Source organism: Nonomuraea sp. NPDC050663 (genome assembly GCF_044456985.1).
Classification (GTDB): domain Bacteria; phylum Actinomycetota; class Actinomycetes; order Streptosporangiales; family Streptosporangiaceae; genus Nonomuraea.
This window is the reverse complement of record NZ_JBITGL010000009.1, coordinates 256605-272393: the sequence shown is the minus strand read 5'-3', so window position 1 is coordinate 272393 and position 15789 is coordinate 256605. Positions and strand designations below refer to the sequence as shown.

Genomic DNA, 15789 nt, shown 5'->3' with positions numbered 1-15789 from the left:
CGATACCGGGGGTCGTGGAAAGACCTGCTGATCGTCGCGGGATGGTTCGCCTTCACCGTGACCTACGTGGTCAGGGTGATCATCCACGGGGATCTCGACGGAGAATTGCTTCATCCCGTATTCGCGGCGCTGTTCCTTCTCACCGGCTCGGTGCTCATCGTGCTGAACCTGGTGTGGGAATTCAGCTCTGCCCGTTACACGCTGACCGACCGGCGACTCGTCATCGAGATCCGCGGCACGCGCCAATCGGCCTGCCTCGAGCACCTGCCGCCTCCGCTGAGCCTTTCTGCGCGCCTGCGGAGGCACGGGTCGGTGAAGCTGGGTGACGAGTTCGAACTCACGTCGATCGCGGACGCCCCGGCCGTGTGCGGTCTGATCGCCGACGCGCAACGGCGCCGAAGGATCGAGAGCAGGGTGTCCTAGGGACTGTTCGTCGTTGTGATCGGTGTCGGAGATTGTTCGACGTGACGTGGCGGTGTGCCCGGCCGGTGCAGCAGCAGCCATTGCTGTGGCCCGGTGTTGTCGGTAGCGCTCTATAGCCTGTCGCAATGATCCGTGGCGTGTTTGAGCAGCGTCCGCTTGACGCTGCCGTCGCTGACGCCGGGAGCGCGACGCTGGAGTTCGACCGGGCCAGGGCCTGGTTGCGCTCTGCGCTGGTTGGCGCCGTGGAGCCGTTGGGCGCCGAGGTGTGGGTCCTGGATACAACCCTGGAGCGGATCGTGCTGGTCAGGCACCCGTGGCGCGGGCTGGTCCCGCCGGGTGGCAAGGTCGAGCCCGGCGAGTGTCCGCGTGATGGCGCGGCCCGTGAACTGGCCGAGGAGACTGGGCTGCGACCGCGGTTGTTGGAACGACCTGCCGCGGTGGCGGTGCGATCGTTCGCCCCGGGTTCGCCGAAGACGTTGTCCTTCTCCTACGCCGCGATCGGCGACCCGGAGCAGCCGCTGATCGCGGAGGACGGACAGCCCGCAGCGTGGATGCGGCTGGACGAGGGCTGGGACAGCTGCTTCCCCGATGACGTGCAGCGCATCCGACAGTACGTGAAGCTTCTGAGATCGAGCTCCTCTGCCTGGTGAGTGTGGCCGCGCCTGGTTCTGTGATGTCGGATTGCGCATTGTGGCCGGTGCGGACGCTGGTAGAACGCTGCCGCGACGCGAACTGAGCGAGTGGGAGTTGATCGAGCCGTCCTTGCCGGCCGACCGACATGGCCCCTACCTTCAGGACCAAGGTGCGCAGGCCCGACGCGGCGCCCCCCATAAGGCGTACTCGTCGCGGGCCAACCGGTACCTGCCTACGCAGGCGCTGATCAAGCCGGGCGTCCGGCCTTTTGTCTGTAGTGTGCCGAGATGACTAGAAGCGAGCGACTCGCGGACCAGCTGGACTGGCACTGGAACACGAACCTGCGGCCACGGCTGCAGGGCCTCACCGACGAGGAGTACTTCTGGGAGCCGGTCCGCGGCTGCTGGAGCATCCGCCCGCGTGGCACCTCGACCGCACCGAAGTCGGCGGGTTCCGGGGAGTGGACCATTGAGTACGCGTCCCCTGACCCGGTGCCGGCACCCGTGACCACGATCGCCTGGCGGCTGGCGCACATCATCGTCTCGTGCCTGGGCTATCGGGTCGGATGGCACTTCGGGGGCCAGGACATCGACTTTCAGGCGTACCCGTACGCGGGGACGGCTGAGGAGGCGTTGAAGCAGCTCGACGAGATGTACGGGAGGTGGAACGCGGGAGTCCGGGCGCTTTCGGACGCCGACCTGGACAATCCGCCCGCGGTGGGTCCGGAGCAGCGTCCCATGGAGAGCATCGTGCTGCACGTCAACAGGGAGTTGATCCATCACGGGGGCGAGATCTCGCTGCTGCGGGATCTGTACCGCTGGCAGGACGGAGGGGTGACGGGGCGGATCTGACGCGGCCGCGTCGGCGCCGGGCGGGGTCCAGCGGTGGATCATGTTGGGCACCGTCTCTCCCCAGCGTCGGCGCGACGCGTTCCGGGAGAGCCGATCCGGCCCCTGGCCTGCCGGCATAGCCACTACTAATGCCTGGCCGCACAGCCGAGGCTCGGGTCCAATGATCAAACGGCTTTCCCGTCCATCTCCGGCCACAGCCCATACCTGAACACCCTGAGGCGTCGCCAACCCCAACGACGCGGGGGTCCGGGGGCCGGCAGGCCCCCGGCAGGGGGTCTTGGGGGGCTGGGCCCCCAAAGAAGGGGAGCCCGTAGGCGATAGGCGCGGAGCGGCCGCACACCGGAGGCCCATTGCGGTGGGGGGAGGTTCAGCGGGTGCTTTCGCGATCAGGAAGGCGCGAAGCGCACCCCGAGGAAGGAGAGAGCCGTCAGACCAGGTCGATGAGGTCCGCTACCGAGTTCACCACGAGCGACGGCCGGAACGGGAACCGGTCGATCTGCTCCCGCTGCATCACCCCCGTCAGCACGAGGATGGTGTACAGCCCGGCCTCCATGCCGCACACGATGTCGGTGTCCATCCGGTCACCGATCATCGCCGTGGTCCCGCTGTGACCGCCGATCATGTTCACCGCGGTCCGCATCATCATCGGGTTCGGCTTGCCCACGAAGTAGGGCTCCACGCCGGTGGCCTTGGTGATGAGGGCGGCGACGGCGCCGGTGGCGGGCAGGGAGCCCTCGGACGAGGGGCCGACGGGGTCGGGGTTGGTGGCGATGAAGCGGGCGCCGTTCTCGATGAGCCGGATGGCGCGGGTGATCTGCGTGAAGCTGTAGGTGCGCGTCTCGCCGAGGACGACGTAGTCGGGGTCGAGGTCGGTGATGACGTAGCCGATGTCGTGCAGGGCGGTGGTGAGTCCTGACTCGCCGACGACGTAGGCGGAGCCGCCGGGGCGCTGGTCGTCGAGGAACTGGGCGGTGGCCAGGGCGGAGGTCCAGATGGATTCCGGCGGCACTTCCAGCCCGGCGGCGCGAAGCCGTACGGCCAGGTCGCGTGGGGTGTAGGTGGAGTTGTTGGTGAGCACTCTGAAGTTCTTGCCCGAGTCTCGCAGGCGCTTGATGAACTCTTCCGCCCCGGGCACGGGGTGGCCCTCATGAACGAGGACGCCGTCCATGTCGGACAGCCAACTGTCGATACGCTCACGCTCCGTCACAGGGAAAGCCTACAGAGCCTCGGATGTCGACTTCGCGAGCGGGATGTGAAGAATGTCTTCCATGTCCTTCACTGAAGCCTCCAAGGATCTCCACGAAGACCTCGTCCAGCTTCGGCACTCCTTGCACCAGACGCCGGAGACCGGCCTGCACCTGCCCGTGACCCAGGAGAAGGTGCTGCGCGCCCTCGACGGGCTGCCGCTTGAGATCACCACCGGGACCGCTCTCAGCTCGGTGACGGCGGTGCTGCGCGGCGGCCGTCCCGGCCCCGCGGTGCTGCTGCGGGGCGACATGGACGCGCTGCCGGTGACCGAGCGCAATGACCTGCCGTACATCTCCCAGCACGAGGGCAGGATGCACGCGTGCGGGCACGACCTGCACACCGCGATGCTGGCGGGGGCGGCGCACCTGCTGGCGGGGCGGCGCGAGGAACTGGCCGGAGACGTGGTCTTCATGTTCCAGCCGGGCGAGGAGGGCGACCACGGCGCCCGCTACATGATCGAGGAGGGCGTGCTCGACGCCGCCGGCGAGCGGGTCGTGGCCGCGTACGGCATGCACGTGACCTCGGCGCTGTACCCGAGCGGCCTGTTCAACACCAGGGGCGGCCCGCTGATGGCCGCCGCCGACACCTTCCACGTCAAGGTGCTCGGCCGGGGCGGGCACGGCAGCGCCCCGCACGCGGCGGTCGACCCGATCCCGGCGGCGTGCGCGATGGTGTCGGCGATCCAGACGATGGTGACGCGTGAGTTCGACACGTTCGAGCCGGTCGTGGTGAGCGTGTGCAACTTCCACTCGGGCACCAAGGACAACATCATCCCGGACGACGTCTTCTTCGAGGGCACGATCAGGACCTTCAGCAAGAGCGCGCGCGAGAAGGTGCACCGCAGGCTGCTGGAGGTGTTCAAGGGCGTCGGCGAGGCGCACGGCATGGCCGTCGACGCGTGGATCGACGGCGGCTACCCGGTGACGTCGAACGCCGAGAGCGAGTCGGGTTTCGCGGCGAACCTGGCGACCGAGATGTTCGGCGAGAGCCGCTTCTTCATCACCCCCAAGCCGATCATGGGCGCGGAGGACTTCTCGTACGTGCTGGACCAGGTGCCGGGCGCCTTCGTCTTCCTGGGCGCCTGCCCGCCGGACCGCGACCCGGCGACGGCGGCCTACAACCACTCCCCCGAGGCGCAGTTCGACGACGCGGTGCTGGCCGACGGCGCGGCGTTGTACGCGAACCTCGCCGCCACCAGGCTCGCCGCCAGGGAGAAGGAAGCGGTCTAGATTGAGGCGATGACCTCTGTCGTCGACGGCCGTCCGGCCGAGGGCGGTGACGTGGGCCTGGCGCTGGCCGCCAGGATGGGCCACTTCACCGCCCTGCAGGTCCGCGGCGGCCGCGCCAAGGGCCTCGACCTGCACCTGGCCCGTCTGGAGCGGGCCACGACCGAGCTGTACGGCACGCGCCTCGACACCCGCCTGGTGCTCGACTCGCTGCGCCTGGCGGTGACCGGCGAGGACGCCTCGGTGCGCGTCCACGTGGTGGACGACCACGTGATCGTCACCACCGGCGCCCCGGTAGATGCCGATAAATCCCCCAAAGCCCTGAAGAGCGTGAATTTTCAGCGCTTCCTCCCCGACGTCAAGCACGGCGGCGGCTTCCCCCAAGCCCACCTGGCCAGGCAGGCCAGGCTCGACGGCTTCGACGAGGTGCTGCTGACCACCCCCGACGGCCACGTCATCGAGGGCGCGGTGACGAACCTGGGCTGCTTCGACGGCGAACGCCTGGTCTGGCCCGACGCCCCGATGCTCGAGGGCATCACCATGCGGCTGCTCAACCGCAAGACCCCGCACGTCAGGCGAGCGCTGAAGCCGCGGGACCTGCGCCACTTCCCCGAGGTGTTCGTCTGCAACTCCTGGGGAGTCTCCCCCGTCGGCCGGGTCGACGACCTTCCCATGCCGTCACGGGCGGGCGAGGCGATGAGGCTCTACGACGAGGTGCCGTGGGAGGAGATCCCGTGAGCGTACGGCCAGGTCACGGGCTCAGTGGTCCTGCTGGTTGAATGAATGGAGCCGAGCGCCACCAGCGGGGGCCATGAAGGAAAGTTACATTAGCTTCACAACCGCTGGAGATTATTGACGCAGCCTCCGCTTGACCATACGGTCGGGGTCAAATCCCAAGGACCCCCCACTCGGAGCGGAGCATGAAGCGACTAGCAGCCGTTGTGGCGCTGCTCGGTATGGCCGCCGTCTCGGCGTGTAGTAGCTCGGACAACAAGCCCGCTGCCACCGGCGGAGCCGCCGCGGCGGCAGCCGTTTACACCACGGTCGACGGAAACAAGCCGGGCATCGACCCGGCGGGCCCGGCGAACCCGTTCGCCCCGAAGGGCAACAGCTTCAGCGGCTACAACGCCATGAAGATCGCCTGGGTCAAGAACCACCTGACCGACCCCAACCAGTTCTACCCCGGCATCGCCGAGAGCTGGGAGATCGCGACGGACAACTCCTCGGTCACCATCAAGCTGCAGCCCAACAACAAGTGGTCTGACGGCAGCCCGGTGACCGCCGAGGACGTCAAGCTCTCCATCGCGATCGCCTACACCCAGGGCAACACCGCCTTCACCCAGGTGCCCGGCGCGGCCGGTGCCGCCTCCGAGGTGACGGTCGTGGACGACAAGACCATCAAGGTCACCCAGGACATGGCCAACCCCGTGACGACGTTCGCCCGCGGCGTGCTCGACACCCCGGTCGTCCCGGCCAAGCTGTGGTCGAGCGTCGTCGGCACCGACATCTGGGACAAGATCAAGGCCGCCCGCACCGACGGCGCCGACGCCGAGGCCGCCAGGACCCACCTGACCGAGCTCGGCAAGAAGATCATCGCGCACAACCCCGGACAGGACCTGTCCGCCGGGCCGTACGTGCTGGAGCGGGTCAACGCCAGCGCCGCGCTGCTGAAGAAGAACCCGCACTTCTACAACGCCGCCAACGTGGCGCCCGAGAAGGTGCAGCTGCTCAACTTCACCGGCAACGAGCAGGTCTGGAACTACCTGATCCAGGGCAAGCTCGACAGCTCGCCGTTCGTGGCCGTGCCCGCCGACACCATGACCAAGATCAAGGCGACCGCCGGCAACCAGGTCATCAAGGGCTACTCCCCCGTGGTCGTCGGTCTGGCGTTCAACCAGTCCAAGGCGCCCTACGACAACGTGCACGTGCGCCGCGGCCTGGCCTACCTGATCAACCGCGAGGAAGTCACCCAGATCGCCTCGCCGGAGGGCGGCACCGCCGCCGTCACCACCAGCGGCATCCACCAGAAGGCCGCCGCCGAGTGGCTGGGCGCCGAGCTCGGCAGCCTGGAGCCCTTCGCCACCGACGTGGCCAAGGCCGAGGAGGAGTTCAAGGCCGCCGGTCTGAAGAAGAGCGGCGACAAGTGGACCCTGGCCGACGGCAAGCCGTGGAAGGTCTCCATGCACGCCCCGGCCGGATTCTCCGACTGGGTCGCCGCCCAGGAGAACATCAAGAACCAGCTCATCAAGGCCGGCGTGGACGCCGAGGTCGTGACGACCGCGGACTTCCCGCTGTACCAGACCGAGATGGCCGAGGGTCAGTACGACTCCGGCTTCTGGCTGATCGGCCTGGGCCCGGCGCCGTACAACATCTTCCAGCGCATCTACGGCTCCGCCAACGGCTGGGCGAACATCGGTGGCAAGGTCACCCACAACGCGCCCGGCAAGAACGGCAACTGGATGGGCAGCAAGGAAGAGGTCGAGGTCGAGGGCCTGGGCAAGGTCAACCCCGGCGAGCTGACCGCCAAGCTCAACGCCGTCTCCCCCGAGGAGCAGAAGGCGCTGATGCTGCAGCTGGCCAAGACCGCCAACGCCGACCTGCCGGTGATCCAGCTCTGGGACTACGTCAACACGCAGTTCCAGAACACGACCCGCTTCACCGGGTTCCCCGCCGACGACAGCGACCTGCTGCGCCTGCCCCACGGCGTGTGGATCCAGCTCGGCCTGGTGAAGGCGAAGTCGTAGTTTCATGACGGTTGTTCTGAAAAAGCTCGCGGGCCACCTGGCCCGCGGGCTCGTCATGATCCTGGTCGTCGCCACCATCAGCTTCTTCATCGTCCGCAACATCCCGGGCGATCCGATGAAGGCGGCACTCGAGATGAAGGTGGCCGCGGGCGCCGACCCGGCGGCCGCCGCCCAGGAAGTCAAGGTCATCTACGGCTTCCAGCCGACGGGCTCGATGTGGAGCCAGTACGTCGACTACCTGGCCGGGCTGGCCACCTTCGACCTGGGCACCTCGACCCTGCACGCCGGGCAACCGGTCACCGAGGTCCTGACCGAATCGGCCAAGTGGACCGTTCTACCGGTGCTGCTCGGCATCCTGATGAGCTTCCTGGTGGGCGTGATCCTGGGCGTCTACGCGGCGCTGCGGCGTTCGAGCAAGCTGGGCGACATCCTGGCCATCTCGGGCTCGCTGCTGCACGGCGTGCCCCAGTACGTGCTCGGCCTGCTGCTGGCGGCGATCTTCGCCACCTCGCTCGGCTGGTTCCCCTCCGAGGGAGGCGTGGCCGACATCCTGATCGAGCCCGGCCTCACGCCGGAGTACGTCGGGACCCTGATCAGGCACGCCGCGCTTCCGGTGCTCACCTACGCGCTGGCCAGCTACGGCGGCTGGGTGCTGGCCATGAAGTCGAGCGTCGTCACCGTGCTCGGCGACGACTTCATCCTGGCCAGCGAGCTGCGCGGCATGAAGCGGTCGATCATCTTCCGCTACGTGGCCCGCAACGCGATCCTGCCGCTCTTCACGATCCTGGCCCTCTCGCTGGGCCTGCTGTTCGCCGGAGCGGTCTTCATCGAGCGCATCTTCAACTACCCCGGCCTGGGCCTGAAGCTGATCGACAGCGTCACCAACCGGGACTACGCGCTGATGAGCGGGGCCTTCCTGCTGATCACCGTCGCGATCGTGGTCGCGAACATCCTCGCCGACCTGCTCTACACCGTCATCGACCCGCGGGTGCGCCAGTGAGCGAACTGATTCTGGAGACCTCGACCGCCTCGATGCGCCGCAACTTCTGGCGCGGGGTGTGGCGGGTCATGAAGCGCAAGCCCAGCCGGATGGCCGGAGTGGTCATCCTGTTCGGCTTCACGGTCATGGCGGTGATCGGGCCGCTGTTCTATCCCGAGAACCTGCCCTACGACCCCAACGCCAAGTACGCCCCCATCAGCTGGGAGCACTGGTTCGGCACCGACGGCCAGGGCAAGGACGTCTGGGCGCAGCTGGTCATCGGCTCGCGTTACGTCCTGCTGTCGGCCCTGGTCACCGGCGTGATCACGGTCGTGGTGGGGGCGGGTCTCGGCCTGTTCTCCGGCTTCAAGCGCGGCCGCTGGGACACCGTCCTCATGCGGCTGACCGACATGAAGCTGACCATTCCCGGGCTGCCGCTGCTGCTGGTGCTGTCGACCGTCTGGTCGTTCGGCAGCGCCATCGAGATGGGCCTGGTCCTAGGCCTGCTCGGCTGGGGCGGCGTGGCGAGGGCGGTGCGGTCGCAGACGTTGTCGCTGCGCGAGCGCGGCTTCATCGAGGCGGCGCGCGGCCTGGGCCTGTCCACGACGCACATCGTGGGCAAGGAGCTGCTGCCGACGATGGCGCCCTACATCGCGATGAACATGCTGGTCGCGGTGACGGGAGCGGTCTACGCGCAGGTCGGCCTGTTCTTCCTGGGCGTGCTGCCCTACGAGGCGGACAACTGGGGCGTCATGCTCAACCTGGCCGTCTTCGGCGGGGGCGCCATGACCACCACGGCGGCGTTGCCCTACCTGCTGGCCCCGCTGCTGGCGATCCTGCTGCTCACCCTGGGCATCGTCCTCGTCGTCGACGCCATGGACGAGATCTTCAACCCCCGGCTGCGCGAGGAGTAATGAGCGTGTCGAAGCAAGCGCCGGGAGTGCGCATCGACGGGCTGACCGTCACCTACAACAATCTGCCCGCCGTACGGAACGTCAGCCTGGAGCTGCCGCCGGGCACGATCACCGGCATCGTCGGCGAGTCCGGCTCCGGCAAGTCCACGCTGGCGCTGAGTCTGCTCAACGCGGTCCAGCCGCCCGGCAAGATCTCGGCGGGCAGCGTCGAGATCGACGAGATCGGCAACGTCGTCGAGTTCGCCGCCGAGCAGATCAGGCGGGTGCGAGGTTCGCAGATCGGCTACGTCTTCCAGGCCGCGCAGAACTCTCTGAACCCGCTCAAGACGGTCGGCAAGCAGCTGCTGGACCTGGGTCGTTCGCATGGCGTGGAGGACCTGCCCGGGCTGGTCAGGGACGCTCGCGAGCTGCTGGGCCGGATGGGCCTGGACGGCGCGCGGGTGCTCGACTCGCACCAGCACGAGCTGTCGGGCGGCATGCGCCAGCGGGTCGGCATCATGCTGGCCCTGGTGCTCAACGCCCACCTGGTGGTGCTCGACGAGCCCACGACCGCGCTGGACATGATCACCCAGGCGACCATCCTGAAGATCATCCGCGAGGTGCACGAGGAGCGCGGTCTCACCACGCTGGTCATCACCCACGACATCGGCGTCGTGGCCGAGGTGGCCGACCGCCTCGCGGTCATGTACGGCGGGCGCCTGGTCGAGCAGGGGCCCACGCGCGAGGTCCTGGCCTCGCCGCAGCATCCGTACACGCGCGGCCTGATCCGCGCCATCCCCCGCCTGACCGGCGACATCGACGAGGCGCAGGCCCTGCCCGGCCGCCCGCCCACGTTGGCCACCGTGCCCGCCGAAGGCTGCGTCTTCCGCGAGCGCTGCCCGCTGCGCATGGACGTCTGCGACACCGTCGACCCGGCGGCCGAGGCGTACGGCACGCGGATCGTCGCCTGCCATGCAGTGAAGGTCAAGGAGCACGCGTGATCACCGGCACAGGCATCGTCAAAACGTTCAAGCAGCGCGGCAGCGTGCTCGACAAGCGGGAGGTCAGAGCGCTGCGCGGGGTGGACTTCTCCATCCCCAAGGGCGGCGCCGCCTCCTTCATCGGCGAGTCAGGCTGCGGCAAGACCACCCTGGGCCGCATCATCGCGGGGCTGGAGACCCACGACGAGGGCGAGATCGTCATCGACGACGTCGCGATGTCGTCGCTCAAGCCCAAGGCACGCCAGCCGTACTTCCGGCGCATCCAGATGATCCACCAGGACCCCTACTCCGCGCTGAACCCGACCCGGACGATCTTCCAGACGCTCCAGGCGCCGCTCAGGCTGCGGGCCAGGCAGACCGGGCGCGACGGCAGGTGGATCGACGAGCGCGCCTCCGAGGTGCTGGCCCTGGTCGGCCTGGACCCCGGCTCGGTGCTGGGACGTTACCCCCACCAGCTGTCGGGCGGCATGCGCCAGCGCGTCGTCATCGCCCGCGCGCTGACGGTCGACCCGGAGATGCTGGTCGCCGACGAGGCTGTCTCGATGATCGACGTCTCGCTGCGGCTGGGCATCCTGGCGCTGCTGAAGGACCTGCGCGAGCGCCTCGGCGTCGCGGTGCTGTTCATCACCCACGACGTGGCCACCGCGCGCTACATCGGCGACGACGGCGACCTGTACGTCATCTACCGCGGCCAGGTCATCGAGCACGGCAAGGTCGACACGGTCATCTCCGACCCCGTCCACCCCTACACGCAGTCGCTGCTGTCGGCCATCCCCGTGCTGCACGGCCTGGAGGAGCCCGGCACGCAGCCCGTGGTGCCGCTGTCCGGCCTCGACGAGTCGCTGGCCGACGACGGCTGCCTGTTCGCCCGCCGCTGCCCCTTCCACACCGAGCGCTGCACCTCCGAGCTGCCCGTGCTCGGCCGATCCGGGGACGTGCCGCAGGAGCACGCGTGCTTCTACCCCGAGCGCCGCGATGTCGTGGCCCGGCCGATGAGCGGCGTATGACGGAGCCGCTGGAGTTCGATCCGGGGCAGCTCGAGGCGCTGGTCAAGCATCTGTCCAGCCCTCCGGCCGACCGCGTGTGGAAGCGCTTCGACATCGAGGGCGGGGTGGCCTTCGCCTCGCTGTCGCATCGGGACCCGGCCGTCGGGCACATCGACCTGCTGGCCGTACAGCCGCAGGCGCGCGGCCGGGGGCTGGGCAAGCAGCTGGTCCGGCAGGCGGAGGAGTGGCTGGGCGGGCAGGGCGCGCGCGAGGCCCGCTTCGCCGGCAACCCGCCCTGCTACGCGTGGCCGGGCATCGACGTGCGCTACACGGCGGCGGCGTGCCTGGCGGAACGGCTGGGCTACGAGCGTTACCACACCGCCTGGAACATGACGGCCGACCTGTCGCTGCCCCTGCCCGACGAGGAGGTGCCAGGGGTCACCCTGCACAGCGGCACCGACGAGCGGGTCCTGGCGTTCGTCCACGACACGTGGAACCGCTTCTGGGCCTGGGAGGCCGAGCACGCCGCCGGGCTGCACTACGCGATGCGCGACGGCGAGGTCGTGGCCTTCGCGGCGTGGGGGGCGCGTCCCGAGTGGTTCGGCCCCATGGGTACCTCTCCACGGGCCGAGGGGCTGGGGCTGGGGCGGGTGCTGCTGCGCCGCTGCCTGGCCGAGCAGCGCGCGGCCGGCCAGGCGCAGGCCCAGATCGGCTGGGTGGGACCGCTCCGGTTCTACTCCAGAGCGGTCGGCGCCCGTGCCGAACGTGTCTTCTGGCTCTACCGGCGCGAGCTGGGGTAGAGCAGGTGGCCATCGGGGAGGCGGGGTTCACCGCAGCGTTCGCGGGCGTCGTCGTCCAGCAGCGTGTCGGAACCCCACAGGTGCTGGGCGAAGCGGTCGGGTCCCCACCAGTCGAGGTCTCGCGGGTAGAGATCGCGGACGGTGCGCAGGATCGACACGCCCGTCAGCACGGGACGGAAGGCCAGGGCGTCGGTGACGTGCAGTTGCACGCCCTGGCAGGTCCGTCCCTCGTGCTTGTGGAAGGTCGGGGTGAACCACACCTCGCGGAAGAGCACGCCGGGCAGGCGCAGGGCCTGGAGCGCGGGCAGGAAGCGGTCGTCGACGTACGGCGCGCCGATCAGCTCGAACGGCCTGGTGGTGCCGCGTCCCTCCGAGAAGGTGGTGCCCTCCAGCAGGCCGGTGCCCGGGTAGACCAGGGCGGTGTCGGGCGTGGGCATGTTGACGCTCGGCATGATCCACGGCAGGCCGGTGTCGGCGTGCCGCATCCGCCTGTTCCAGCCTTCGAGCTCGATCACCTGGACGCCCGGGTCGAAGCGCAGGGCCAGCTCGCCCGCGGTGAGGCCGTGCCTGATCGGGATGGGCGCCTTGCCCACCGCGCTGGCGAAGGCGGGGTCGAGCAGCGGACCCTCGGCGGTGTCGCCGCCCAGGGGGTTGGGCCTGTCGAGCACGACGAAGCCGATGCCGAGCTCGCGCGCGGCCTGGATGTAGTCGTACATGGTCCAGATGAAGGTGTAGAAGCGCGTGCCGATGTCGGCGATGTCGAAGACGAGCGTGTCGAGCCCGGCGCGTTCCAGCACCTCACGGGGATCGGCTTGATACGTCTCCAGGATGGGCAGACCTGTTCTCGCGTCCCTGGCGTCCTGCTCGGTGAACCCCGCCTGGGCCGTGCCCCTCAGGCCGTGCTCGGGGCCCAGCAGCGCCACGACGGGCAGGCCCGCGTGCAGGAGCGCCTGCGGAGTGGGGGTGAGGTCCGGCAGCACGCCGGTGGGGTTGGTGATCAGGCCGATGCGCTCGCCCTTGACCAGGGCGGGATTCGCGGCCAGCCGCTCTGCTCCGATTCGCATGGTTAATAATGACTGAAATTTATTGCCAAACCAAACCCGAAGGGTGAAAATCAGCGTCATGGTTGATCCGCTTGCCGAGATGTCCACGGAGCAGAGCGATCCGCGCTTCAGTCAGATCGATCGGCTGCCGACTGAGCAGATCGCCAGGATGATGAACGCGGCCGATGCCGCCGTGCCCGTCGCGGTCGCCGTGGCGATCCCGGCGATCTCGGCCGCCATAGACGCGATCTCCTCGCGCATGGCCGCCGGTGGCCGGTTGCTGTACGTCGGCGCCGGCACCTCCGGCCGCCTGGCCGTCCTGGACGCGTCCGAGTGCCCGCCCACCTTCGGCACCGACCCCTCGCTGGTGCAGGGCGTCATCGCCGGTGGTCCCGACGCCCTGACCCGGTCGGTCGAGGGCGCCGAGGACGACGCGGAAGCGGGCGCCGCCGAGATGGCGCGCCTGGAGGTGGGGCCGCTCGACTCCGTCGTGGGCATCTCCGCCAGCGGGCGTGCCCCTTTCGTCCTGGGCGCGCTCGGCGAGGCCGAGCGCAGGGGCGCGTGCACGGTCGCGTTGTCGTGCAACAACGACTCGCCGCTGTCGGCGGCCAGTCAGCACGCCATCGAGGTGGTGGTCGGACCTGAGGTGGTCACCGGCTCCACCCGGCTGAAGGCGGGCACCGCGCAGAAGCTGGTGCTCAACATGATCTCGACGATCTCGATGATCCGGCTGGGCCGTACCTACGGCAACCAGATGATCGAGGTGTCGGCGATGAACGCCAAGCTCGCCGACCGGGCCGCGCGCATGGTCGCCGACATCACCGGCGCCGACGCCGAGACCGCGCGGCAGGCGCTGGCCGAGGCGGGCGGGCAGGCCAAGGTGGCCGTCGTCATGATCGAGCACGGGCTCGACGCGACGGGCGCCAGGGCGCTGCTGGAGTCGCACGGCGAGCGCCTGGGCGACGTGCTGGGCGACGACGCGCCCCTGGAGAAGGTGAACGGTGGCTGACCCCGTTCCCGCGCTCTCCGCCGTGCTCGCCGAGGCCGTCGAGGCGGGGGTGTGCTCGGCGGCGGTGGCCGCGATCTCCGTGCGCGGCCGGGTGGTGGCCGAGGCGGCCGCCGGCGAGCTGGTGCGCTACGCCGACGACTCGGGCACCCTGGCCGCGGACCGCCCGCCGGTTCACCAGGACTCGCTCTTCGACCTGGCCTCCATCACCAAGCTGTTCACCACCTGCGTGGTGCTCGGCCTCGTCGAGGAGGGACGGCTCGACCTCGACGCCCCCGTGGCCGACGTGCTGCCGGAGCACTACGCGAGCCGCCGCCACATCACCCTGCGCCACCTGCTGTCGCACACCGCCGGGCTGCAGCCGACCCGCCGCGCCTACCTGGAGATCCCGGGAGCCTCCGTCGAGGAGCAGCTCGACCTGATCATCTCCACGCCGATCACCCAGCCGGTCGGCGGGCCCTACCTCTACACCGACGTCGGCATGGTCACCGTGGGCCGCATCGCGGAGCTCGCCGGTGGGGCGCCGCTCGACGTGCTGGTCGCCGAGCGCGTGACGGGCCCGCTCGGCCTGGCCGACACCGGTTTCCGCCCCTCCCCCGCCACGTGGGAGCGCGTGGCGGCCACCGAGTGCCGTCCGTCGGGCTTCGTGCGCGGCACCGTGCACGACGAGACCGCCTCGGCGCTGGGCGGCGTCGCCGGGCACGCCGGGATCTTCTCGACCGCGGGCGAGGTGCTGCGCTTCGGGGAGATGCTCAGGCTCGGCGGCTCACCGGTGCTCAGGACCTCTTCCGTCAAGGAGATGCTGGCCGACCAGGGCGCCACCGGCGCGCCCTTCCGCCAGGGGCTGGGCGTACGGCTCGGCGACCCGGCGATCGTCGGGCCGCTCCACGACGGCTACGGCCACTCGGGCTTCACCGGCACCGCCCTGGTCGTCTCCCCCTCGCGCGAGCTCACGGTGGTGCTGCTGACCAATGCCGTGCACCCGCTGCGCGGCCGTCCCGGGATCAGGGAGCTGCGGCACGCCGTGTCGTCACTCGGCGCCGAACTCTCCAGGGCGTGACGGGGCCAGGATCTCCAGCGCCTCCTCAGCCCTGGCCATGGCCTCGGTGGGCGAGGCCGTGACGATCTCCTGGTCGAAGTTCAGGTCGTGGAAGACGTCGGTCACACCCTTGGCGAACAGCTCCGCCACGTCCTCGGCGATCTGGGCGTAGGTGCCGGACAGCGGGCCACCCCGCTCCAGGCGCACCTTGGTGACGCCGCGCACGACGAACCTGAGCGTCCCGGGGTCGCGCCCGGCCTCCTCGGCCGCCGCCTTCACGACGGCGATCTTCTCGTCGATGTTGTCGAGGTTCTCCCTGCTGGCGCTCACCCAGCCGTCGGCCAGGCGCCCGGCTCGCCGCAGGGCCCGCTCGGCGGCGCCCCCGAGCAGGATCGGCGGCGCGGTCTCCGGCTTGGGGTCCAGGTGGGAGGCGGGCACCTGGTAGAACTCGCCCTTGTACTCCACCGGGTCGTCGCTCCAGCAGGCGCGCAGCAGCTCGACGTACTCCTCGCCGCGCCGTCCCCTCGCCTCGAATCCGACGCCGGTCGCCTGGAACTCCTCCTCCAGCCAGCCCAGCCCTACCCCGGCCAGCACGCGCCCGCCCGAGAGGGTCTGGAGCGTGGCCAGCTCCTTGGCCAGCAACACCGGGGGCACGTAGGCGTTGACCACGGCCACGCCCAGCTCGATCTCGCGGGTCAGGCCCGACACGTGCGCCAGCGTGATCAGCGGGTCGTGCACGCTGCGATAGATCGGTCCCATCTGGTGGCCGACGGGGTACAGCAGCCGCTGGAAGGTCCACAACGAGTCGTAGCCCAGCTCCTCGGCGCGCGTCGCGACCCTTCGCACGTTCTCCGGCCTGGCCCACGGTCCGGAGACCGGCAGCGCGAACCCGATTCTCTCCATGCCCCATACCCTTA

Annotated in this window: 16 protein-coding genes; 13 read left to right on the top strand and 3 right to left on the bottom strand. The window is 69.6% G+C overall.

What is annotated here, in order from left to right; genetic code table 11:
* Positions 1 to 57 precede the first annotated feature (57 nt).
* The 3 genes from ACIBH1_RS28435 to ACIBH1_RS28425 all read left to right on the top strand — a co-directional run bounded on the left by ACIBH1_RS28435 (position 58) and on the right by ACIBH1_RS28425 (position 1907).
* Positions 58 to 423 (top strand): hypothetical protein, encoded by a 366-nt coding sequence (locus ACIBH1_RS28435; RefSeq protein ID WP_397317004.1) that lies wholly within the window; start codon positions 58 to 60, stop codon positions 421 to 423.
* Between the two features lie 125 nt (positions 424 to 548).
* A complete protein-coding gene (locus tag ACIBH1_RS28430) occupies positions 549 to 1073 on the top strand; it encodes an NUDIX hydrolase (RefSeq protein ID WP_397317003.1) in 525 nt (174 codons plus the stop codon).
* Positions 1074 to 1343: 270 nt separating this feature from the next.
* Positions 1344 to 1907 carry a DinB family protein gene (locus tag ACIBH1_RS28425; protein ID WP_397317002.1) on the top strand — a complete coding sequence of 188 codons (564 nt, stop codon included), beginning with the start codon at positions 1344 to 1346 and terminating at the stop codon, positions 1905 to 1907.
* Positions 1908 to 2334: 427 nt separating this feature from the next.
* On the opposite strand, the gene ACIBH1_RS28420 is transcribed toward ACIBH1_RS28425, so the two are convergent.
* Positions 2335 to 3114 carry an HAD-IIA family hydrolase gene (locus ACIBH1_RS28420; RefSeq protein ID WP_397317001.1) on the bottom strand — a complete coding sequence of 260 codons (780 nt, stop codon included), beginning with the start codon at positions 3112 to 3114 and terminating at the stop codon, positions 2335 to 2337.
* 61 nt (positions 3115 to 3175) lie between these two features.
* Here ACIBH1_RS28420 and ACIBH1_RS28415 point away from each other — a divergent pair, with 61 nt between their 5' ends.
* From ACIBH1_RS28415 to ACIBH1_RS28380, 8 genes are all read left to right on the top strand, one after another.
* Positions 3176 to 4384, top strand: a complete 1209-nt coding sequence (locus tag ACIBH1_RS28415; protein WP_397317000.1) for a M20 family metallopeptidase — start codon at positions 3176 to 3178, stop codon at positions 4382 to 4384.
* A gap of 9 nt (positions 4385 to 4393) precedes the next feature.
* Entirely contained in the window at positions 4394 to 5119 is a 726-nt protein-coding gene (locus ACIBH1_RS28410) for an aminotransferase class IV (protein WP_397316999.1), read from the top strand.
* A gap of 182 nt (positions 5120 to 5301) precedes the next feature.
* A complete protein-coding gene (locus tag ACIBH1_RS28405) occupies positions 5302 to 7125 on the top strand; it encodes an ABC transporter substrate-binding protein (RefSeq protein ID WP_397316998.1) in 1824 nt (607 codons plus the stop codon).
* Between the two features lie 4 nt (positions 7126 to 7129).
* Positions 7130 to 8125: an ABC transporter permease gene (locus tag ACIBH1_RS28400; protein WP_397316997.1), complete on the top strand. Its 996-nt coding sequence runs from the start codon at positions 7130 to 7132 to the stop codon at positions 8123 to 8125.
* Positions 8122 to 9018 (top strand): ABC transporter permease, encoded by an 897-nt coding sequence (locus ACIBH1_RS28395; RefSeq protein ID WP_397316996.1) that lies wholly within the window; start codon positions 8122 to 8124, stop codon positions 9016 to 9018. The genes ACIBH1_RS28400 and ACIBH1_RS28395 overlap by 4 nt, the downstream gene beginning before the upstream one ends.
* The gene (locus tag ACIBH1_RS28390) at positions 9018 to 9998 is read left to right on the top strand and encodes an ABC transporter ATP-binding protein (protein ID WP_397316995.1); all 981 of its coding nucleotides are present in this window, start codon (positions 9018 to 9020) and stop codon (positions 9996 to 9998) included. The genes ACIBH1_RS28395 and ACIBH1_RS28390 overlap by 1 nt, the downstream gene beginning before the upstream one ends.
* A complete protein-coding gene (locus tag ACIBH1_RS28385; protein ID WP_397316994.1) occupies positions 9995 to 11005 on the top strand; it encodes an ABC transporter ATP-binding protein in 1011 nt (336 codons plus the stop codon). Before ACIBH1_RS28390 ends, ACIBH1_RS28385 begins: the two co-directional genes overlap by 4 nt.
* Positions 11002 to 11784, top strand: coding sequence for a GNAT family N-acetyltransferase (locus ACIBH1_RS28380; RefSeq protein ID WP_397316993.1), 783 nt, complete (start codon positions 11002 to 11004; stop codon positions 11782 to 11784). The genes ACIBH1_RS28385 and ACIBH1_RS28380 overlap by 4 nt, the downstream gene beginning before the upstream one ends.
* Here the strand turns inward: ACIBH1_RS28380 and ACIBH1_RS28375 are convergent.
* Positions 11763 to 12848, bottom strand: coding sequence for an exo-beta-N-acetylmuramidase NamZ domain-containing protein (locus ACIBH1_RS28375; RefSeq protein WP_397316992.1), 1086 nt, complete (start codon positions 12846 to 12848; stop codon positions 11763 to 11765). The two genes, ACIBH1_RS28380 and ACIBH1_RS28375, sit on opposite strands and share 22 nt — an antisense overlap.
* A 58-nt stretch (positions 12849 to 12906) precedes the next feature.
* Here ACIBH1_RS28375 and murQ point away from each other — a divergent pair, with 58 nt between their 5' ends.
* Entirely contained in the window at positions 12907 to 13836 is a 930-nt protein-coding gene (gene murQ / locus ACIBH1_RS28370; protein ID WP_397316991.1) for an N-acetylmuramic acid 6-phosphate etherase, read from the top strand.
* Positions 13829 to 14893: a serine hydrolase domain-containing protein gene (locus tag ACIBH1_RS28365; RefSeq protein WP_397316990.1), complete on the top strand. Its 1065-nt coding sequence runs from the start codon at positions 13829 to 13831 to the stop codon at positions 14891 to 14893. The genes murQ and ACIBH1_RS28365 overlap by 8 nt, the downstream gene beginning before the upstream one ends.
* Here the strand turns inward: ACIBH1_RS28365 and ACIBH1_RS28360 are convergent.
* On the bottom strand, positions 14864 to 15775 hold the full coding sequence (locus tag ACIBH1_RS28360) for a TIGR03619 family F420-dependent LLM class oxidoreductase (protein ID WP_397316989.1): 912 nt from the start codon (positions 15773 to 15775) through the stop codon (positions 14864 to 14866). The two genes, ACIBH1_RS28365 and ACIBH1_RS28360, sit on opposite strands and share 30 nt — an antisense overlap.
* Between the last annotated feature and the right edge of the window lie 14 nt (positions 15776 to 15789).

What these genes read in the sequence shown, in the direction of transcription:
- ACIBH1_RS28430 (WP_397317003.1), top strand. Translation starts at nt 549, where the DNA reads ATGATCCGTGGCGTGTTTGAGCAGCGTCCGCTTGACGCTGCCGTCGCT.
- ACIBH1_RS28425 (WP_397317002.1), top strand. Translation starts at nt 1,344, where the DNA reads ATGACTAGAAGCGAGCGACTCGCGGACCAGCTGGACTGGCACTGGAAC.
- ACIBH1_RS28415 (WP_397317000.1), top strand. Translation starts at nt 3,176, where the DNA reads ATGTCCTTCACTGAAGCCTCCAAGGATCTCCACGAAGACCTCGTCCAG.
- ACIBH1_RS28410 (WP_397316999.1), top strand. Translation starts at nt 4,394, where the DNA reads ATGACCTCTGTCGTCGACGGCCGTCCGGCCGAGGGCGGTGACGTGGGC.
- ACIBH1_RS28405 (WP_397316998.1), top strand. Translation starts at nt 5,302, where the DNA reads ATGAAGCGACTAGCAGCCGTTGTGGCGCTGCTCGGTATGGCCGCCGTC.
- ACIBH1_RS28400 (WP_397316997.1), top strand. Translation starts at nt 7,130, where the DNA reads ATGACGGTTGTTCTGAAAAAGCTCGCGGGCCACCTGGCCCGCGGGCTC.
- ACIBH1_RS28390 (WP_397316995.1), top strand. Translation starts at nt 9,018, where the DNA reads ATGAGCGTGTCGAAGCAAGCGCCGGGAGTGCGCATCGACGGGCTGACC.
- ACIBH1_RS28380 (WP_397316993.1), top strand. Translation starts at nt 11,002, where the DNA reads ATGACGGAGCCGCTGGAGTTCGATCCGGGGCAGCTCGAGGCGCTGGTC.
- ACIBH1_RS28375 (WP_397316992.1), bottom strand. Translation starts at nt 12,848, where the DNA reads ATGCGAATCGGAGCAGAGCGGCTGGCCGCGAATCCCGCCCTGGTCAAG.
- murQ (WP_397316991.1), top strand. Translation starts at nt 12,907, where the DNA reads ATGGTTGATCCGCTTGCCGAGATGTCCACGGAGCAGAGCGATCCGCGC.
- ACIBH1_RS28360 (WP_397316989.1), bottom strand. Translation starts at nt 15,775, where the DNA reads ATGGAGAGAATCGGGTTCGCGCTGCCGGTCTCCGGACCGTGGGCCAGG.